Source organism: Propionibacterium acidifaciens (genome assembly GCF_003798325.1).
Taxonomy (GTDB): domain Bacteria; phylum Actinomycetota; class Actinomycetes; order Propionibacteriales; family Propionibacteriaceae; genus Propionibacterium; species Propionibacterium acidifaciens.
Map to the genome: position 1 here is coordinate 2,886,427 of NZ_CP033719.1, position 18,673 is coordinate 2,905,099.

General features: G+C 68.7%; 14 protein-coding genes and 3 pseudogenes. 4 read left to right on the forward strand and 13 right to left on the reverse strand.

Annotation, left to right across the window (positions count from 1 at the left end; genetic code table 11):
- Positions 1–106: 106 nt before the first annotated feature.
- From EGX94_RS12395 to EGX94_RS12410, 4 genes and pseudogenes are all read right to left on the reverse strand, one after another.
- Positions 107–1,711 (reverse strand): annotated as a pseudogene (locus EGX94_RS12395) (MFS transporter); the annotation flags it as partial.
- A gap of 141 nt (positions 1,712–1,852) precedes the next feature.
- Positions 1,853–3,001, reverse strand: coding sequence for a Gfo/Idh/MocA family protein (locus EGX94_RS12400; protein WP_051383796.1), 1,149 nt, complete (start codon positions 2,999–3,001; stop codon positions 1,853–1,855).
- 317 nt (positions 3,002–3,318) lie between these two features.
- A complete protein-coding gene (locus tag EGX94_RS12405) occupies positions 3,319–4,320 on the reverse strand; it encodes a LacI family DNA-binding transcriptional regulator (protein ID WP_021797662.1) in 1,002 nt (333 codons plus the stop codon).
- Positions 4,321–4,497: 177 nt separating this feature from the next.
- Positions 4,498–4,737 carry a hypothetical protein gene (locus EGX94_RS12410; RefSeq protein ID WP_021797684.1) on the reverse strand — a complete coding sequence of 80 codons (240 nt, stop codon included), beginning with the start codon at positions 4,735–4,737 and terminating at the stop codon, positions 4,498–4,500.
- 247 nt (positions 4,738–4,984) lie between these two features.
- Here EGX94_RS12410 and EGX94_RS12415 point away from each other — a divergent pair, with 247 nt between their 5' ends.
- Both EGX94_RS12415 and EGX94_RS12420 read left to right on the forward strand, forming a co-directional pair.
- Positions 4,985–5,194, forward strand: coding sequence for a hypothetical protein (locus EGX94_RS12415; protein WP_051383795.1), 210 nt, complete (start codon positions 4,985–4,987; stop codon positions 5,192–5,194).
- Positions 5,191–5,715 (forward strand): PI-PLC domain-containing protein, encoded by a 525-nt coding sequence (locus EGX94_RS12420; protein WP_021797681.1) that lies wholly within the window; start codon positions 5,191–5,193, stop codon positions 5,713–5,715. The genes EGX94_RS12415 and EGX94_RS12420 overlap by 4 nt, the downstream gene beginning before the upstream one ends.
- Positions 5,716–5,997: 282 nt before the next feature.
- Here EGX94_RS12420 and EGX94_RS14470 read toward each other — a convergent pair.
- From EGX94_RS14470 to EGX94_RS12460, 9 genes and pseudogenes are all read right to left on the reverse strand, one after another.
- A pseudogene (locus tag EGX94_RS14470) lies at positions 5,998–6,297 on the reverse strand (substrate-binding domain-containing protein); the annotation flags it as partial.
- A gap of 430 nt (positions 6,298–6,727) precedes the next feature.
- Positions 6,728–6,814: pseudogene (locus EGX94_RS14475) on the reverse strand (LacI family DNA-binding transcriptional regulator); the annotation flags it as partial.
- A 156-nt stretch (positions 6,815–6,970) separates the two neighbouring features.
- Positions 6,971–7,747: a sulfite exporter TauE/SafE family protein gene (locus tag EGX94_RS12430; RefSeq protein ID WP_021797679.1), complete on the reverse strand. Its 777-nt coding sequence runs from the start codon at positions 7,745–7,747 to the stop codon at positions 6,971–6,973.
- A gap of 135 nt (positions 7,748–7,882) precedes the next feature.
- Complete coding sequence (locus tag EGX94_RS12435) at positions 7,883–8,881, reverse strand: sugar phosphate isomerase/epimerase family protein (RefSeq protein WP_021797664.1); 999 nt, start codon at positions 8,879–8,881, stop codon at positions 7,883–7,885.
- A 36-nt stretch (positions 8,882–8,917) separates the two neighbouring features.
- Positions 8,918–10,111 carry a Gfo/Idh/MocA family protein gene (locus EGX94_RS12440; protein ID WP_021797698.1) on the reverse strand — a complete coding sequence of 398 codons (1,194 nt, stop codon included), beginning with the start codon at positions 10,109–10,111 and terminating at the stop codon, positions 8,918–8,920.
- A 298-nt stretch (positions 10,112–10,409) separates the two neighbouring features.
- Positions 10,410–11,429 carry a LacI family DNA-binding transcriptional regulator gene (locus tag EGX94_RS12445; protein ID WP_021797694.1) on the reverse strand — a complete coding sequence of 340 codons (1,020 nt, stop codon included), beginning with the start codon at positions 11,427–11,429 and terminating at the stop codon, positions 10,410–10,412.
- A 79-nt stretch (positions 11,430–11,508) separates the two neighbouring features.
- On the reverse strand, positions 11,509–13,158 hold the full coding sequence (locus tag EGX94_RS12450) for an MFS transporter (RefSeq protein ID WP_021797665.1): 1,650 nt from the start codon (positions 13,156–13,158) through the stop codon (positions 11,509–11,511).
- A 229-nt stretch (positions 13,159–13,387) separates the two neighbouring features.
- Positions 13,388–14,383 carry an inositol 2-dehydrogenase gene (gene iolG, locus EGX94_RS12455; RefSeq protein ID WP_021797669.1) on the reverse strand — a complete coding sequence of 332 codons (996 nt, stop codon included), beginning with the start codon at positions 14,381–14,383 and terminating at the stop codon, positions 13,388–13,390.
- Positions 14,384–14,500: 117 nt separating this feature from the next.
- Positions 14,501–15,577 (reverse strand): transaldolase family protein, encoded by a 1,077-nt coding sequence (locus EGX94_RS12460; RefSeq protein WP_021797688.1) that lies wholly within the window; start codon positions 15,575–15,577, stop codon positions 14,501–14,503.
- Between the two features lie 353 nt (positions 15,578–15,930).
- On the opposite strand from EGX94_RS12460, the gene EGX94_RS12465 reads away from it, so the two are divergent.
- Both EGX94_RS12465 and EGX94_RS12470 read left to right on the forward strand, forming a co-directional pair.
- Entirely contained in the window at positions 15,931–16,800 is an 870-nt protein-coding gene (locus tag EGX94_RS12465; protein ID WP_021797673.1) for a sugar phosphate isomerase/epimerase family protein, read from the forward strand.
- A 208-nt stretch (positions 16,801–17,008) separates the two neighbouring features.
- Positions 17,009–18,556 carry an MFS transporter gene (locus EGX94_RS12470; RefSeq protein WP_196807760.1) on the forward strand — a complete coding sequence of 516 codons (1,548 nt, stop codon included), beginning with the start codon at positions 17,009–17,011 and terminating at the stop codon, positions 18,554–18,556.
- Positions 18,557–18,673: the final 117 nt, after the last annotated feature.

Here is an 18,673-nt window from a genome sequence, read left to right on the forward strand (position 1 = left end):
CTGGCCATAGCCCGGTTCATCGAGGTCGTGAACGAGTCTTGTGGTGTCCTGCTCCGTGGCTGCGCGGAGTGGGGCCGGGCCCCGGTCGTCCGATGCCTGCGCGTCGGGAGTAGCGCTCCTCCATGTCGTGCTCGATCCGTTCGAGCGAGCGGCCGGAGGTCTCGGGCATGATGCGGAGCAGGACCACGGCGATGACGAGATTGAGCACCCCGTAGATCGCGTAGGTCAGCCCGCCGCCCAGGCCCTCCATCATCGTGGGGAAGGTCCACGTGATGATCGCGTTGGCGATCCACATGCAGAAGACGGCCGTGCCGTTCATGACGCCGCGGACGTTGGCGGGGAAGATCTCGCCCAGCATCGTCCATACGACGGTGCCGTTCGAGGACTGGACGATGAGCATGAACAGGGCCATCAGGCCGAGGACGAGGAGGGCCGCCCAGGAGGGCGGCGCGCTGCCGGCCGCCATGTGCGGGGCGATGGCCAGCTGGAAGGTGGCGGCGATGCCGAGCAGGCAGACGCCCACGCCCGTGACGTCGGCGATGAGGATCTGGCGGCGACGGAACCGGAGGATGAGCCAGATGCCGACGGCCGAGCCGATGACACTCATGACGCCGTTCGCCACCTGGGCGGTGATGGAGGCCGACGTGGACATGCCCGCGTACTCCAGCACCTTGGGCGCGTAGTACATGATCGTGTTGACGCCAGTGGTCTGATTGATGATGGCCAGGAAGATTCCGACGAGGAGCAGCTTGCGCAGCCACGGCGTGGCGAGGACGTACCCCAGCCCTCTTCGCTGAGCCTCCTCGGCCAGCTCGTGCTGGCGGGCCTCCGCCATCTCCATGAGCTCGTCCTCGAGGGGGCCGTCGCGGTGCGGATCCCGGACCCGTTTGAGCGAGCCGATGGCCTCATGGAGGCGCTCCTTGGCGATGTACCAGCGAGAGGACTCCGGCATGAACCGGATGCCGATCCACAGCGCGACGGCCGGGATCGAGCACAGGACGAGCATGTATCGCCAGGTCTCGCCGTTGCCGCCCGAGATGACGAGCTGGTCGAGGAAGGCGTGGTACTGCTCGGCGCTCATCGTGCCGCCCTGCGAGGACTGGAGGGCCTGGATCGTGTCGTAGACGTACTCGCCCGGGGCAAGGGTGCCGGAGGGATCCGCCTCGATCGTGATCCGGGGGCCGCCCTGGATGTTGCTGATGATGGCGTTCATCGTGAAGGCGAGCAGCTGCCCCGTGACGATCATGAGCTGGTCGATGGCCACGATCGAGCCGCGGATGCGTTTGGGTGCGGTCTCGGCGAGGTAGACGGGCACGGTGGCGCTGGCGCCGCCCACGGCCAGGCCGAGGACGACTCGGAACGGGTACATGACCCAGATGTTCGGGGCGAGAGTCGTGCCCAGGGCGCCGACCAGGAAGACGATGGCGAGCACCGTGATGTTGTGCCTCCTGCCGTAGCGGTCGGACAGCCGGCCGCCGAGGAGGGCGCCGAAGGCGGCGCCGATGAGGAGAGTACCGCCGATCGCGCCCTCCTCGAGACTGGTGAGCTGGAAGCCCTGGGCGGCATGGGGCATGTACATGAAGGGCAGGGCGCCGGAGATGACACCGGTGTCGTAGCCGAAGAGCAGCGAGCCGAGGGTGGCCACAGCGGCGATGGCGATGATGCCCCGATGCCCGCCCGAGGCCGGGGTGGCCGCAACGGCTTGTTCCATCTGGTCCGCGGTGATGTTCTTCAGCGCGGTCTCCTGAGCTCCTTCGCTCATGGTTCTCCGTTCATCCGGGGCCCGGCGGTGCAGGCTCCTGCGGGGGTGCTTTCCCGGTCGCGGTTCCGCGACCGGGAAGCGGTGGGGTTCTCAGGCGTCGAAGGTCGTCGGGCCCTCAACGGGGGCGACGTCGTGCCAGGTGCCATCGGCCGCGGAGGCCACGATGGCCTCATCGACCTCGGCGGCGCACCAGGCGTCGGCCGCGGAGGGGGCGAACTGCTGCCCGGTGAGCACCGACCGGAGGAACTGGGCCGCCTCGATGGACTTCATGTCGTCGAATCCCATGGAGGTGCCGATGGCGGGCTGGTAGCGGCTCCACTCCCCCCAGGCCGGGTTGGCCATGGCGCGGGTGTAGCCGTGCGTGGGGCCGCCGTCGACCGTCGTGCAGACCTCGAGCTCGTTGAGGCGTTCGAAGTTCCATCGTGCCGAGCCGTTCGTCCCGTAGACCTCGACGACGTACTCGGCGCGCGGCCCGACGCTCACGCGGGAGGACTCCATCGTGCCGAGGACGCCGTTCTCGAAACGGACGAGCATGCCGACGTAGTCCTCGTTCTCGACCGGGCCGGTCTCGTCGCCGATCTCGAAACCGGAGTGCCCGATGCCCGTCTTCGTGGGGATGGGACGTTCCGTGATGAAGGTGCCGGTGATGGCGGTGACCTGGGCGATGCGTCCCACGATGTACTGGGCGAGGTCGGCTCCATGACTCATGAGATCGGGGACGACTCCGGCGCCGGCCTTCTCGCGGGAGGCGCGCCAGGTGAGCGGGACTCGGGGAGAGGCGTTGTAGTCGGCGATGAACCAGACGCGCACGTTGGTGATCCGGCCGAGCTCCCCGGAGCGGACGAGCGTCCGCATGTACTCGATGGCCGGGACGTGCCGGTAGTTGAAACCGACGGCGGTGACGAGACCGGCCCCGGCCGCCGCCCGGGCGATGGCCCTCGACTGGCCGGAGTCCACGCCCATCGGCTTCTCGATCCAGAAGGGCTTGCCGGCCTCGACGGCGGCCAGCGCGATCTCCTGGTGAAGATGATTCGGTGAGCAGATGGAGACGGCCTCCACCAGGGGATCGGCGAGGAGCTCGTGGTAGTCGGAGCAGGCCCGGTCGAAGCCGAGGTCCTCGACGGCGGCCCGCTGCGCCTCGACGACGGGGTCGGCCGCGGCGACGAGACGGGCCTCGGCGCCCAGCTCGGGGAAGCGCTCCGAGACCGAGCGGTAACTGCGGGCGTGCAGACGACCCATCCAGCCCAGGGAGACGATGCCGATGCCGATCTGCTTCTTGCTGTTCACAGAGATCTCCTTCCCGGTCGACAGTGGCCGGTGGGGTGCGGACGTCACGTGGCCGCACCGGCACGCTCAGCGTCGCTGAATGGCGATGCGCCATGAGGAGTGCTAACGCGCGTAATCAATGATATGACAAAATGTAGCAACACCTCGTGCCCGGCGCAAGAGGGCGAGCTGACTCATCTCGTGTCTGCGCTTGTGCGCTGTCGTCGTCCCCGCTCCGGGACGCCGGTCCTCCGGGCCTCTTCCCCGGCCGGGGCGCGCGGAGGGGGAGCTCAGCCCCGCGGCGTCCGCAGGCTCGAGGCGCGGACGACGAGCGTGGCGGGGACCGTCACATGCGCCGCCGGGGCGGGGGCGAGTACCGCTGCGACGGCGGCCTCGGCCAGCCGGTCCGGGGACTGGTCGACGCTCGTGAGCGAGACCTCGGGGCGTGAGGCCAGCGAGGTGTTGTCGTAGGAGACGATCGCGACATCGGCGCCGGGCCTGAGGCGGGAGGCCAGCACTGCGGCCACCAGGTCGATGCCGAGCATGTCGTTGTAGACGACGGCCCCGAACGGATCCTTCGAGTCGGAGCGCAGCGCGGCCAGGGTCTCGTTCATGTCGTCGCCGCGGACGACCTCCGTGAGGTCGAGACCGGCGTCCGTCGCGGCCTCGCGGCACGCCGCGCGGCGTTCGTCGAGCAGCGACTCGTGCATGCTGCGCGGCGGGGAGAAGAAGACCAGGCGGCGAAGGCCCTGGGCGGCGAGATGCGCGACGATCTGCCATGCGGCATCGGCCTCGTCGAGCCGGACCGTCGGGATCGACGGCTCGTCGAGCGCCCGGTCCAGGACGCAGAGCGGGATGCGCTCCGACATGGCCAGCAGAGCCTCGGGACTCATCGAGGTGCCGGGCAGGATGAGTCCGGCGGGCCGCATCGACAGGACCTCGTCCACCGTCGTCCGCTCGAGCTGGTCCTCCAGGTCCGAGACGAGGACGACCAGGGTGTGACCGGCGACTCCGGCGTGATGGCGGAGCCGCCGGAGCAGACGGTCGAAGAAGGGGTTGTCGAGGTAGGGGAGGACGACGGCCAAACGGTGCGAGCGCCGGGCCGCGAGTTCGGCGGCAGCGGTGTTCGGGTGGTAGTCGAGGGCGCGGGCCGTGTCGAGGATGCGCCGGCGCGTCCCGTCGGACATGCGGCCCTCGCCCTTGAGCGCGAGCGAGACGAGACCCCGGGAGACTCCGGCCCGGGCGGCGACGTCCTGCTGGGTGGTGTGCGACGCGCGTCCTGGGTTGGGCATGTGCTGATCTCGATCCTCGGCCGGCCTTCTCGCTCCATTCTGGCAGCGAAAAAGCCACCGCGCGTGCATCGTCGGCGCTGCGGTGGCTCACCGGTCATGGGCTCGTCTGGCTCGTCGCCCCCTTTCTCCGTGGCTGCTGCGGTGCCGTTCCCGCCCGGATCGGCCGGGGCGTCCGGCTCACTCCGAGGCGAGCGCGTTGATGCCGCTGTAGATGCCGATCATGACATCGGCGACGAGCGTGAGGGCGCCGACGAGCATCATCGCGGGCATGTCGACGGCCAGACCCACGACGACCAGGAGGACGCTGGCGAGCGTGAAGGCGCTGGTGGTCATGAAGACGATGGTCCTGCCCGGGATGAGGGCGGTCTCGTGACGGACTGCGGTGGCGCTGGTGGCGATGGTGTCGATCGCGGTCATGGTGCCTCTTTCTCTGGGCGCACGCCGCGACACCGGTCGCGACGTGCACGACGGTGTACTCCGGGCCCGGGGCGATCCCCGGCCCGCTGACGCACGCCACTGTAGGACGGGGGATTTGTGCAGACAAATGGGTCGTCACGATGTTGCCACGGGATGCCACCACGGGACGGTGCCGTCGTGGGCCGAGATCCCGGGCCCTGCTCGTCCGCTTCGCGGAGCTCCGTCGTCGTGCCGACTCCGGCTCGGGATGACCAGCGCCTGCACCCATCCGTACTACCGCACGCAGGCCCTCTCGCTGGGCGAGCAGCTCGACGTCGGCGTGCGTTACCTCGACCTGCGTCTGACGCGGACCATGGTGGCCGCCCACCGGGAGTGGGTCAGCGGCACGACCGCCGAGCGAATCCTCGACGTGCTCCGGTCCGTCTGGCCGAGCACTCCCGCGACTTCCTCCTCATGAGGGTCCAGAACGCCAACGAGGCCAGGGACGACTTCGAGCGCTACGGCAGGGCGCTGCCCGCGGTCGTCGCGAAGAACCTCGACCTCTTCTGGCGACCGGCCGGGACCTGCGAGGAGACCGCGTCGCCCACGATCGGTCGGATCAGGGGCCGGATCGTCGCCTTCGAGTGCGCACCCCCGCAGTTCGGTCTGGAGAGGATCGACGGAAGGCAGTGGGCCGTGCCATGGCACGGCAACCGCAGCCTCCTCCCCCAGGACGACTGGGACGGCCCGGAGATCGCGATGAAGCTCGAGGAGATCCGGCGGCTCCACACGGACGCGCATCCTCCGGGATCGCTGGTTCTCAACCGCGTCAGCGCGACCAACGGGGTCCTGGGGAATCCCACCGCCTACGCCGGGAGGCTGAACCCCGCCGTCCTCGGCATGCTGCGTTCGGCTCCCGGCGGGGGCGTGCTGATCCACGACTTCGTGGACGAGGAGTTCGCCGACGCGGCATGGGCCGTCGACCTCGGGGGTGTCTGAGCACGACCGGGCGGGACACCGGCCCGCCGCCCCCGGACCCGTTCGACGACGGTGCGGGTCTCGGCCCTGCTGCTGGCCGGCCACGGCGCGCCCGACCGGTTCAGGCCGTGCTGCGACGAACCACCCGCGTGTCGATCTCCAGGCGCCTCGGGGCGGACCGGTCGCCCCTGGCCCGGGCGTTCGCGAGGTCGAGGGCGAGTCGTGCGACCTCCCGCGATCTCCCGCGACCTCCCGGGGCTGCCGGTCGACCGGGGTCAGCCCGAACGCCTTCGAGGACGCGATGCGCGTGTTGTCGAAACCCACCACCCTGTTGTCCCCGGGCGCCGACGGACGCGCACGCCACAGGGCGATCAGGGCGCCCTGCGCGTACTGGTCGTTGTAGCAGACGAGGGCCTGCGGCAGGGGCTGTGCGTCGACCAGGACGTCGTGGACGCTCCGCCATCCGGCGTCCACGGTCGGCCCGCTGGGGATGACCCGCGCCGCGGCCCGCCGGGGGACATCGCCGTGAGGAAGGCGCTGCGGCGGCGCTCGGCCGATGAGGACGGCCCCCGTCGAGATAGTGCACCTGCGAATGGTGCACATGCGAGCAGTCCCCGACGAGCTCCGCCACCTGGACCATGCCCGTGGCGTTGTTCGAGATGACGAGGTCGGCGTCCTGCCTCGGGGCGGTCTGGCCGATCGCCACGACGGGAACGTCCACTGCCGCCGAGGCGGCGGAGTCCGTCATGACGGGGTCCACGACGATCACGGCCCGGGCGTGCAGCTGTATGATGCGGGCGAGGGCGTTCGCCCCGTTGCCGGCGGCCATGTCCTCTGTCACGACCAGGTAGCCGAGCTCCTCGGCGGGGGCCGTGATCTCGCGGGAGTGGGCGACGTGGAGCTCCTTCTCGACATCGCAGGTCAGACCGATGATGTTCGGTTTCGTGGCGCGCAGCAGTGATCCGGCCAGATCGGTCCGGTAGCCCAGCGCCTCGGCCCGTCTGACGATCTTCTCCCGCACGGGCGAGGAGATCCGCTCGGACCCCCGCAGCGCGAGGGACACGGTCGAGACCGACACCCCGAGCGAGAGCGCGATGTCGCGCAGCGTGACCCTGCTCATGGCCTCACCCCCTCGTGCCGGGACCCTCGGCGTGTTGAGCCTACCGGGAGCGGGGGTCGGGTCCGGTGCCCACGACCGGCAGCGAATTCCACATTCCACGCCCCGGCCGGGGTCGTCGGCGGGCCGGCGCTGCGCACCGTTGCGACAGGTGCGGCCTCAGAACAGGAGGAAGACCGAGGAGAAGACCGTCAGGGCGATGACGAGGACGTCGAAGACCGTGGTGCTCATGCGTCGGATGACGAAGCCGCCGGCGAGGGCCCCGACGACCAAGGGGGCCAGCAGCACGGCGTCGAGGCGCAGGGAGTGCGCCGAGATCAGCCCGAGCCCGATCTGGAAGGGCATCTTCGTGACATTGACGAGGAAGAAGAAATAGGCCTGCGTCCCCATGAAGCGCATGACGTCGAATCCGGAGGCGACGAAGTACATCGTCATCGGCGGGCCGCCCGCGTTGGCGATCATGGTGGTGAAGCCGCCCAGTGATCCGTAGACCCAGCGCGCGACGGGGCTCCGGGAGAAGGTCCGGGCGGTCCCGGCGCCCCGACCGGGGCCGCGTCGGCCCCGCCGGCGCATCATCCACAGGGTCGCGGCGGTGAGCAGGAGCAGGATGATCCCGATCATCCGCTTCATGCCGGCGTCGTCGATGCGCCACAGGACGAGGGCGCCGGTGCCGAGCCCGACGAGGATCGCCGGTGCGAGACGGCCCAGCGTCCGCCAGTCGACGTCGTGACGGTACATCCAGATCGCGTACAGGTCGCCCGCGATGAGGAGGGGGACCATCACCGCGGTGGACTCGCGGGCCGGGAGGACGGCGGCGAAGAGGGCGACGGAGAGGGTCGCGAGACCCGGCAGGGCCGTCTTCGCGATTCCGACGAAGACGGCGGCGATGACGAGAACGGACCACTGCGCGGCCGTGAGATCGGGAAATGCGCTCACCGGGCGATCCTAGGCCCGCCTCGGGTCCGGCCGCGCGCTCGTGGAGGTGACGAGCCCGCCGGTGACGCGGATGCGGGCGCCGGAACCCGTTCAGCGGATCCCGGCGTCCGCATCGTGTTCATGCCACGCCCCGTGTCACACGGCGGCGGCCGCGGCCAGCAGATTGGCCGCGGAGAGCTTCAGGCCCTCGACGTTGCCGTACTCGGCGTCCTCGTGCTCGATGTTGACGTTCATGTCGGGATCCGCCGTCTTGATGGCGCGCAGGAACTCGGCCCAGTAATCGGTGTCGTGGCCCAGGCCGAAGGCGACGAAGCGCCATGCCGGGTCCTGCGGCCAGGCGCTGCACCAGTAGCCGTAGGCGGTCGGGGTCCTGCCCTCGGCGTCGGCCGGGACGTGGCCGAAGTCGGTGTCGAGGACACCGCGGTAGGCGACGCCGGGGAAGATCCTCGTGTCCTTGGCGTGGACGTGCCCGACGAGGTCGCCCAGGCGCTTCGTCGCGGCGATCGGGTCCATCTGCTGCCAGAACAGGTGCGAGGGGTCCATGTTGACGCGCAGGTTCGTGGCGCCGGTCTCCTCGACGAGGCGTTCGAAGGCGGGCACGTTGAAGACGACGTTGCGCGGATGGAGCTCGAGGCAGACCTTGACGTCGTTGTCGCGGGCTAGGGCGTCGATCTCCTTGAAGAAGGGCACGATGACGGACCACTGGTAGTCCAGGATCTCCAGGTCGATGCCGTTCCAGGGGTTGACGACCCAGGAGGCGTACTTGGCGGTCGGGTCCGTGCCGGGCGTGCCGGACATCGTCACGATCTCCTTGACCCCGAGCAGGCCGGCCAGCCTGATGGCGTTGCGGATGTCCTCGGCGTGCTTGAGTCCCTCGTTCGGCAGCGGCGAGACCGGATTGCCCGAGGTGTTGAGGCCGGACAGGACCATGCCCTTGGACTCGAAGACGCCGAGGTAGTCCTCGCGGGCCGCCGCGGAGGCGAGCAGGGCGTCGACGGGGCAGTGCGGTGAGGGGATGAAGCCCCCGACGTTGACCTCGGCGCCGGTCAGACCGGCCTCCTTGAGGACGTCGAGGGCCGCGCTCAGCGGGCGGTCCTGAAGACAGGCGGTGTACGCGCCGTAGGTGAGTGCCATGGCGATGACTCCTTCGTTCTCGTTCGTTCGGATGGATCAGTCGGTGAGCCCGGTGAGGTCGACGGCGGCGCCGTTCGCGGCGGCGGAGCGGGCCACGGCGTCCGTGATCCGCATCTCGCGGTATCCGTCGGCGAAACTGGCGCAGGGCGGCAGGCCCTCGACGCCGGCGACCTGCTGCAGGAAGGCGTGAGCCTGGTAGGTGAACTGCTCGATCTGGGTGAGGCCGACACCGCCGAAGGCCATGGAGGAGCCGCGGGCGAAATAGGGGAAGTCGGGATTGACGAGCACTTGGCGGGCGCCGCCCAGACCGGCCGGCGAGTTGGTGTCGTCGATCTTGATCTCGCCGCAGCGGGCCATGTCCCAGGAGGCGCGACCCTTCGTGCCGAGCACGTCGATCATCATCGCATTGGGCATGTTCCAGGCGACGCGGGAGACCGAGAAGGTGCCGACCGCGCCGTTCGCGAAATGGCCGGTGAACGTGGCGACGTCGTCGTTGGTGACGGGCTCCATCGTGAGGTCGACGGTGTCGAGGGCGGTGCCGCGGGTGACGTGTCCCTTGGCGACCGGGCGCTCCTTGATCGCGGTGGTCATGGCGCCGCCGGAGACGGAGACGAGCGGTCCGCAGATGGTCTCGGCCGTGTCGATGAGATGGGAGCCGACGTCGCCCAGGGCGCCCGAGCCCATCGGGCCGCGATAGCGCCAGGCCATCGGCGTGTTCGGGTCGACGCCGTAGTCGCACCAGTAGCGGCCCTCGAAGTGGTTGATCTCGCCGAGATGGCCCTCGGCGACGAGTTTCGCGATCTCGGCGACGGCCGCGTTGCGCCGATAGGTGAAGCCCACCGAGGTGACGACGCCGGCGTTCCTCTCCGCCTCGGCCATGGCCCTGGCGTTCTCTAGGGTGTCGGCCAGCGGTTTCTCGCACAGGACGTGCTTGCCCGCCTTGATCATGGCCTCGGCGATCTCGCGGTGCAGGGCATTGCCGACGACGATCGAGACGATGTCGATGGTCGGATCATCGGCGACTTGGCGCCAGTCGTCGACGGCCCTCTCGTAGCCGTAGCGCTCGGCGGCGTCCTCGGCGAAGGGCAGGTAGGTGTCGGCGATGGTCGCCAGGCGGATCCTGGGCAGTCCCAGGTCGTAGACGGTGCCCACCTGACGCCAGGCATTGGCATGGGTGGTGCCGGCCATGCCGGCGCCGATGACGGCGACGGAAAGGGTTCTGGTGGTCATGTCGAAGCTCCTCATGTCTTCGGTGACAATGCTTGTCCATGAGTATTCACGCGCGTTAATAATCTGTTGTCACGAGTATGGGCGCAGGGCTTGGGCGATGTCAACCCCGATGCCCTGTTTTCACATCCGCGCCGGACGGGCAGGATCAGGGGGAACGTGTCTGAAAGGGCTGCACCGATGCAGCGCGGGTGGTGCTCGGCCTTGACTCGCTCGAAGAGCGGACCCGGTTGCGCAGCAATGGCGTGATGCCCGGCCGTGTGGTCGTCCGTGGTCCCGGTCTGGTGAAATGATCGGGGCGTCAGCCGCACACCCGGTCCGGTTCCGAGGAGCCCCTGATGACGAGGGCGGGTTCCAGGACGACGTCGCGAGGGCTCCCTGCGGAGGTTGTCCCTTCTTCGGCGCGCTCGCACAGCAGGCGCACGGCTGTCGTCCCCAGCACGTCCTCGGGCTGGTCGATGCTTGTGAGGGAGAACTCCCCGCGCCTGGCCAGGTAGGTGTTGTCGTAGGAGACGAGGGCGACGTCAATGCCCGGGTGCCGATCCGTCTCGCGCAGCACGGGGACGGCGTCGATGGCGAGGATGTCGTTGTGGATGACGAGGCCGAGCGGCTCGTGACGGGAGCGCAGCATGTCGCGCACGGCCGGACCGGCGTCCTCGTCGCACTCGCGGACGTCGAGGGTCAGTCCGGCTGCTTGGGCGGCAAACCGCAACGCGGACTCTCTCTCAAAGCGGGAGGTGTCGTTCACGACGCGCGGCCCGACGTAGCCGACCGAACGCATGCCGAGCTCGGCGAGGTGCCCGACGAGCAGCCGGGCGGCGGCCTCCTCGTCCACGCGTACGGAGTCGACGCTCCCGCCGGGGCTGCGCCGTCCGATGAGGCAGACGGGTACCTCCTCGCCGATGGCGATGAGGTCCTCGTCCGGAAGCCAGGGGGAGACGAGGATGAGCCCTATGACTCGGACGCTCAGGAGGCTTTCGACGGCGCGGTGAAGAACCTCGGGCCGGTCTGAGCCCACCGTGACGAAGAGGGCGAGGTCCCTGGCGCCCGTGGCGTCGCCCAAGGTGTGCGCGATCTGCTCGAAGAAGGCGTTGCGCAGATTGGGCAGGACCAGACCGATGGTCCTGGACCGCTGGCGAGCCAGGGAGGCTGCGGCGGCGTTGACCCGGTATCCGAGAGTGGTGGCGGTCTCGGCGATGCGTCGCCTCGTCTCCGCGGCGACCTTGGGTGATCCGTTCAACGCGAGGGAGACCAGGCTGCGCGAGACTCCGGCGACACGGGCCACGTCGTCCTGGGTGACGTCCTGTCCGCTCGTTGCCACGGGCCCCTCCTCGCCTGTCGGGGCCGTCGACGATCCGGCCCCCGACAGATTACACGGGAGGGGTCGACTGTCGGGTGTCTCATGCGTAGCGTTGCTGGAACTGCTCCTCCAGCTCCTCCAGCGAGGCGTACTTGGTCTCGGGGACCTTGCGGTACATGTAGACCACCGCGACGACATTGATGAGGGCGAAGACGAGGTAGGTGGCCACCGGGCCGAGGCGGCTCATCATCGAGGGGAACGCGAAGGTGATGATCGCATTGGAGATCCAGATGCACAGGACGGCGAAGCCCATGGCCGCGCCACGCATCCGCGCGGGGAAGAGCTCAGACATGATGACCCACGTGCCCGGGGCGTTGCCGGCCTGCATGAAGAGCATGAAGACGACGATGACGATCACCACGAGGTAGGGCACCAGTGGTGGCATGCCGGATGTGACGTTGCCGCTGTCGTCGAGGTGCGGGTTGATGCCGAGGAGGAAGACGGCCGTCATGGCCCACAGCATGACCGTCAGGCCGATGGTGCCGCCGATGATGACCCGGCGGCGGCTGAAGCGCGCCAGCAGCCACAGGCCGAGCGCCGAGCCGATGACGGAGGCCAGGCCCGTGAGGACGTCGAGCACGATGGCATCCTCCGTGGCGAAGCCGGCTGCCTGGAGGACCTTGGGCGCGTAGTACATCATCGTGTTGACGCCAGTCGTCTGGTTGAAGATGCCGATGAAGCATCCGATGACGAGGACGCGCCGAGTCCAGGGGGTGCGGAAGACCTGACCGAGGCCCCACTTCGTGATGGCGGCCTCTCTGCGGTTGACCTCGATCATCTCGCTCACCTCGTCGGCGATCGAGCCGTCCTTGGACTCGTCGCGCACGCGCTTGAGCACGCCGATGGCCTCGGGGATGCGACGGTTCACTGCGTACCAGCGAGAGGACTCCGGCATCATCCGCATGCCGATCCACAGGGCGATGGCCGGGATGGAGCAGATGACGAGCATGTAACGCCATGTGTTGCCGTTGCCGCCGTCGATCGTGACCGCGTCGGCGACCTGCTGGAGGGCGTCCCAGGTGTAGCATTGCCCCGCCTCGATCGTCGTCCGAACACCGTTGATGGTCACGCTGGTGCCGGGGTCGACGGTGGACACCCTGGCCTCGGGGCCGCCTGTGATGCCGCGCGCGATGATCGCGTTCATGGCGAAGGCCAGGAACTGGCCGGTGACGATCATGAGCTGGTCGACGCCGACCAGGGTTCCTCTGATGCGTTTCGGGGCGGTCTCGGCCAGATAGACGGGCACGGTGGCCGAGGCGCCGCCGACTGCGAAGCCGAGGACGAAGCGGGCGGGGTAGAGGGCCCGGAGGTTGGGGGAGAAGGTGCAGGCCATCGCGCCGACGAAGAAGACGACGGCGAGCAGGAGGATGTTGTGCCTCCGTCCGTAGCGGTCGGACAGGCGTCCGCCGAAGAAGGCGCCGAAGGCGCATCCGATGAGGAGGATGCCGCCGACCAGGCCCTCCTCGAAGGAGTTGATGCCGAGTCCTCCGGCGGCATGGGGCATGTACATGTAGGGCAGGGCTCCGGCGATGACGCCGGTGTCATAGCCGAAGAGCAGTGAGCCCAGGGTGGCGACGACGGCGACGACGGCGACGAAGGCGACGGAATGTCGTCGGCCTGAGGCGGGGGTCTGCGTGACGAGTTCATCGATCTGGGTCCGGGTCGGATCAGTTTCCGGTGGGTGACTCATGTGGTGGTCCTTCGGTCGCACCCGTCGACGACGACGGGCTGTTCTGCCGTGTCTGGACTGCTGGTGGGAAGCGGGATGGCTCCAGAGGGACACGTGCCACACTTATTTCACGCGCGTTAATCCGATTTGTCAAGACATTGGACACTGCATGGGCCGGGTCCTGCTCGCCGGACTGTCGGTGAGCAGGACCCGGCCCATGGCGCGGGGAGGGTCAGGAGTCGAGCAGGGCTCAGGAGCCGAGACGCACGACCTCCCCCGTCCTGGCGGACCGGGTGGCCGCCTCGGCCAGCCGCAGGGCCGCAACGGCGTCACCGATTCCGGTGGGCGGGGTGGTCCCGGCCTCGACGGCCTCGATGAAGGCCGACAGCTCCAGCCGGTAGGCGTCCGCGTAGCGCTCGAGGAAGAAGTCCAGGTACGGTTCCTGGGCGTCGGTCACCTCGGCGTTCGACAGGCGCACCGTCGTCGGGCGGATGTTCTCGGCGAAGAGGGCGCCGTCATGGCCGGAGGCCTCCAGACGCTGGTCGTAGCCGGAGGCGCAGTGCCGGTTGTTGATGATCGTGGCCACGGCCCCGGAGGCGGCCCGCAGGGTCACGACCGCCGCGTCGAAGTCGCCGGCTTCCTCGATCGCCGGATCGAGGTTCTGCCCCACGGCGTGCACCTCGGTGATGTCGCCGAGGAAGAACCGGGCGGTGTCGAAGTCGTGGATGGTCATGTCGCGGAAGATTCCGCCGGACACCGTGACGTACTCGATCGGCGGTGCGGCCGGGTCGCGACTGATGACGGTCAGCTGCTCCAGGGCGCCGATCCTGCCCGCCTCGACGGCGGCGCGCACCGCGGCGAAGGAGGGATCGAACCGGCGGTTGAAGCCGAACATGACAGGCGTCGAGATGGCGTCCAGATCGGTCCTGGCCGCCTCGACGTCGGCCATGTCCAAGGCGATGGGCTTCTCGCACAGGACGGCCTTGCCGGCCTTCGCGGCGGCGAGGAGGTGCGGGATGTGCAGCGGGGTGGGCGAGCCGATGATGACGGCGTCGACCTGCGGATCGGCGAAGGCCTCCTCGGCGTCCTTGGCCGATCGCGCCCCGTCGTACTGCGACGCGAGCTTCTCGGCGGCGTCCCCGACGGGGTCGCAGACGAGGGCCAGGTCGGCCTGCGGGTGCCCCGCGATGGTCCTGGCGTGGACGTGACCGATGCGACCGGCACCGATTACGGCGATGTTGAGCATCCTTGCTCCTTGGTGGTGTTCGGGATTCTGTCTGGTGTCAGAGGGATTCGCGCCCCACGGGCCGAGGCGCAACAACGCTGCGCCTCGGCCCGTGGTCGCGAGCGGGGGCTTCTCGGCTCACGGCTGGGGCATGATGACGTCCCGCACGAGGGTGTCCAGGTCGGCGTCGGCCTGGAGGAAGCCGCGCAGCGTGCGGACGGTGGCGCCGAAGGTGTCGAACTCCTCGGGGGTCATGCCGTCGGGCTCGTAGGCGCGGACGAACTCCGGGATACTCTCCAGGGTCTTCATGATCTCGGGGGCCACCGGCTCGTCGATGCGGTTGACGACCTTGTAGCCCGAGTCGTTGATGAGCTTCTGCCACTTGAAGGGCGGGGAGACGACGAGGTCGCCGCCGACGAGCTCGGACCAGTGCATGACATTGCGGAAGGCGGCCGAGAGCACGCGGGCGCGCAGGCCGCGGGCCTGGAACTCGTGGTAGGCCCGCTTGAGCGCGGCCACGCCGGCCCACTCGAGGTGGCCGGGATCGATGAAGAGGTTGTCGCGCTTGGCCACGATCTTGATCCAGTCGTCGAGCCGCCCGCCCATGAGCGTGACGACCGGACCCATCGTGGAGATGTCCTTGCCCTCGGCCTCACGGCGCTTGAGGCCCCGCTCGATCGCCTCACCGGTGGTGACGGCCTGGGGGACGGAGAAGGAGACGGTCACGTTGACTGAGACGCCGCGGTGGGTAGCGTCCTCGATGGCCTTGATCCCGACGGAGGTGGCGGGGATCTTGACGATGATGTTCCTGGCGAGCTTCGAGAACTCCTCGGCCTGGTCGGCCAGGGCCTTGGCGTTGCGGGCCAGACGCGGATCCGTCTGGATGGAGAGCCGCCCGTTGCGGCCGTTCTGCTCGTCGAAGATCGGCTCGAGCAGCTTGGCGGCCTCGACGCTCAGCTCGCGCACGACCTGCCAGCCGATCTGGGACTCGGTGGCCTCGGGCATCTTCTCGGCGAGCTCGGCGATGCGGGGCAGCCACACGTCCTTGCGCTGGTTGATGCAGGTGTAGGCGATGGACGGGTTGCACGTCGCGCCCACGCCGCCGAAGGAGATCGACTGCTTCAGCTCATCGGGGTCGGCGGAGTCGTTCCACAGGGCGGTCGGGGTGCTCCGCGATGCGTCGAGGAGCGGGCCGGGAGTGTATTCGATGGTCATGCGCTGCATCTCCTATGCGGTCGAGGTTCGGGCTCCGCGTCGCTGTCGGAACGCCGTGTGACACTCATTCAAGTCGCCCTCGGCCCTGCTGTCAACCAATGTCAGCACAAAGATCGGGACGGGACGGGGCCTGTGTGGCAACTGATGAGACCGGGCGCCAGACCTGGTGAATCCGGCCAGCGGCGGGTCCGACCGGTGCCTTCGTAGGCCTCCGGCTCCCTTCTGCGGAGCGGGCGGGTGGGGGAGCTGCGCGTCCGACGGGAACCGGAGTGGCCCGGGGGCTTCCCAAATTCTGATTGTCATGACAATATGGGGTTCGGCAACATCGCCGTTGGCTCGATGAGGAGACCCCCATGGTGGACATCGCCCTTGACCCGAACATGTACTACATGACCATGTCGACGCCCGACACTCTGCGCAGGGCCGCTGAGCTCGGCTTCGAGCACGTCGAGCTGTCGCCCCGCTCCGACTTCCACTTCTGGCACCATTACCCCAAGGCCGACCGGGCCTTCATCGACGAGTTGAACAGGGCGCAGCAGGAGAGCGGCGTCACCATCCGGACGCTCAACCCGGTCTTCAACTGGTCCGCCGTCGACGAGCAGGAGCGCCGGGCCCAGGTGCGCAACTGGCGTCGCCTGCTGGAGATCGCGGACCAGCTCGACGTGCGGGACGTCGTCTCCGAGTTCTCGGGCGACCGCAACAGGTCCCGCGAGTCGGAGCACCAGTGGTACCGCTCGATCGAGGAGCTCGCCCCCGTCTTCGAGCGCTACGGGATCCGCCTCGCCATGGAGGCCCACCCCTACGACTTCGTCGAGCTCCACGACCGGGCCCTCGAGATCGTCAGGGGAGCCGATCGGGACTGGATCGGCTACGAGTACTGCTGCCCGCACACCTTCCACCTGTCCGACGGCGTCGGGGACGCCGGTCGTATGATCCGGACGGCCGCCGAGGCCGGGAAGCTGCGCGAGGTGCACGTCGCCGATTCCCTCAACCATCGGGCCAACGACGGCAACCGCTACATTGTCAATCCTCCGGGCGCCGACGTCACCGTCCATCAGCACAACGAGATCGGGAACGGCGAGGTCCCCTGGGACGAGGTCTTCCAGGCCCTGCGGGAGGTCGGCTTCGACGGCGTCCTGTCGGTGTGCGTCTTCGGGTGGCACGAAACGGCCGACGAGATCAACCGGAGAATGCTGGAGCGCCTGCGCCACGAGTTCAGGTGATCCTTGCGGTGCGGGGATCGCACCACGACTCATGACCCGTCGGGCCGCCGTCCCCGATCGGCGTACCCCGGTCCGACACCATCTCGATGGCGCGATCCGCAGCACGAGGTGAATCAATGGTGAAGACCTTCGACACGAGGAGAACGGAGAGCACATGTCCGCCAGACCGTTGACGGTGGATGACTACACACCGGAGAAAATCAGGGAACTGGTGGCCGAGACGCCGCCGTCCGGGAGGAAGCGCTCCCTCGGGGCGATCGCCGCAGTGGCCACGCTGGGTTCGCTGCTGTTCGGCTACGACACGGGCGTCATCGCCGCGGCCCTGCCCTACATGCACCTGCCCCGGGCCGCGCACGGCCTCGGCATGACGATCTTCGAGGAGGGCTTCGTCGGCGGCCTGCTGTGCTTCGGCGCCGCCCTGGGCGCCACCTTCGGCGGTCGCCTGTCCGACAAGTACGGGCGTCGTCACAACATCACGCTGCTGGCCATCGTGTTCCTCCTCGGGGCGCTGGGCTGCACCTTCTCGGTGAACATCTGGATGCTGTATCTGTTCCGCATCGTCCTCGGCTTCGCCGTCGGCGGCGCCTCCGCCACGGTGCCCGTCTTCCTGGGCGAGACGGCGCCGAAGCGGATCCGCGGCGTGCTCGTCGCCGTCGACCAGTTCATGATCGTCGGCGGACAGCTCCTCGCGTACTCGATGAACGCGATCATCGCCCATGTGAACAGCGGCCCCTCCGTCACCATCAAGAACGACCCGAGCGGCGCCTACGCCTCGGGAACCGTCGTGGCCTGGGAGAAGGTCCAGCACATCGCCGGCCTTCTCGTGTCCGACGGCAACGGGTCGACATGGCGCTACATGCTCGTCCTCGCCTCGATCCCGGCCATCGCCCTGTGGATCGGCATCCGCCTCATGCCGGAATCCTCGCGCTGGTACGCCGCCAACCTGAGGATCCCCGAGGCGATCGGCGCGCTCAAGCGCGTGCGCGACGAGTCCAAGGACGGTCCCGTCGCCGCCGAGGTCGACGAGATGCTCGAGATCCAGCGCAACGAGGCGAAGCAGGAGAAGTGGGGCCTCGGACAGATCTGGGGCGCGAGGTGGACCAGACGACTGCTCATCATCGGCATCATCCTCGGCCTCGCCGACCAGCTGACCGGCATCAACACGGCCATGTACTACATGCCAAAGGTGCTCAACGCGGCCGGTCTGCCGATGAGCGACTCCATCAGCCTCAATGTCATCTCCGGTGCCGTGTCCTTCCTCGGCTCGGGCGTCGGCTTCTGGCTCATCGCCCGGTTCGAGCGCCGCCACATCGGCATGTACCAGGAGTCCTCGATCGTCGTCTCGCTGGCCCTGCTCTCGGCGACCTTCTTCCTCTTCATCCAGCCGCACCAGCAGGACGACGGCTCGATCGTCGGGGCGCCCGCCTTCGCGCCGTACCTCGTGCTCATCATCGTCTGCCTGTTCGTCTTCGCGAAGCAGTCGGGCACGGTGACCTGGGTGCTCGTCTCGGAGCTCTTCCCCGCGAAGGTCCGCGGCATCTCGATGGGCATGGCGGTCGGCGCCCTGTGGATCGCCAACGGCATCGTCGCCATCGTCTTCCCCATCATGATGGAGCAGCTCGGCGGGGCGCTCACCTACCTGATCTTCGCCGCGGTCAACGTGCTCTCGCTCATCTTCTACAAGAAGTTCGTGCCCGAGACGAAGCACGACTCCCTCGAGGAGCTCGAGATGCGCTTCGAGAAGGAGTTCAGCTGACGGTCGCAGGGCCGGTGCCCTGACTCCGTCCTTCCAGGGGGTTCTGTCCCGCGGCCCGGGCCGCGGGACAGAACCCCCTTTCACGCTGCTGCGGACCGCGCCCACATCGCCCGAGCC

Bases quoted from the DNA above. Each gene is read 5' to 3' on its own strand.
- EGX94_RS12400 (WP_051383796.1), bottom strand. From the start codon at position 3,001: ATGGGTCGTCTGCACGCCCGCAGTTACCGCTCGGTCTCGGAGCGCTTC.
- EGX94_RS12405 (WP_021797662.1), bottom strand. From the start codon at position 4,320: ATGCCCAACCCAGGACGCGCGTCGCACACCACCCAGCAGGACGTCGCC.
- EGX94_RS12410 (WP_021797684.1), bottom strand. From the start codon at position 4,737: ATGACCGCGATCGACACCATCGCCACCAGCGCCACCGCAGTCCGTCAC.
- EGX94_RS12415 (WP_051383795.1), top strand. From the start codon at position 4,985: ATGACCAGCGCCTGCACCCATCCGTACTACCGCACGCAGGCCCTCTCG.
- EGX94_RS12420 (WP_021797681.1), top strand. From the start codon at position 5,191: ATGAGGGTCCAGAACGCCAACGAGGCCAGGGACGACTTCGAGCGCTAC.
- EGX94_RS12435 (WP_021797664.1), bottom strand. From the start codon at position 8,881: ATGGCACTCACCTACGGCGCGTACACCGCCTGTCTTCAGGACCGCCCG.
- EGX94_RS12440 (WP_021797698.1), bottom strand. From the start codon at position 10,111: ATGACCACCAGAACCCTTTCCGTCGCCGTCATCGGCGCCGGCATGGCC.
- EGX94_RS12450 (WP_021797665.1), bottom strand. From the start codon at position 13,158: ATGAGTCACCCACCGGAAACTGATCCGACCCGGACCCAGATCGATGAA.
- iolG (WP_021797669.1), bottom strand. From the start codon at position 14,383: ATGCTCAACATCGCCGTAATCGGTGCCGGTCGCATCGGTCACGTCCAC.
- EGX94_RS12460 (WP_021797688.1), bottom strand. From the start codon at position 15,577: ATGACCATCGAATACACTCCCGGCCCGCTCCTCGACGCATCGCGGAGC.
- EGX94_RS12465 (WP_021797673.1), top strand. From the start codon at position 15,931: ATGGTGGACATCGCCCTTGACCCGAACATGTACTACATGACCATGTCG.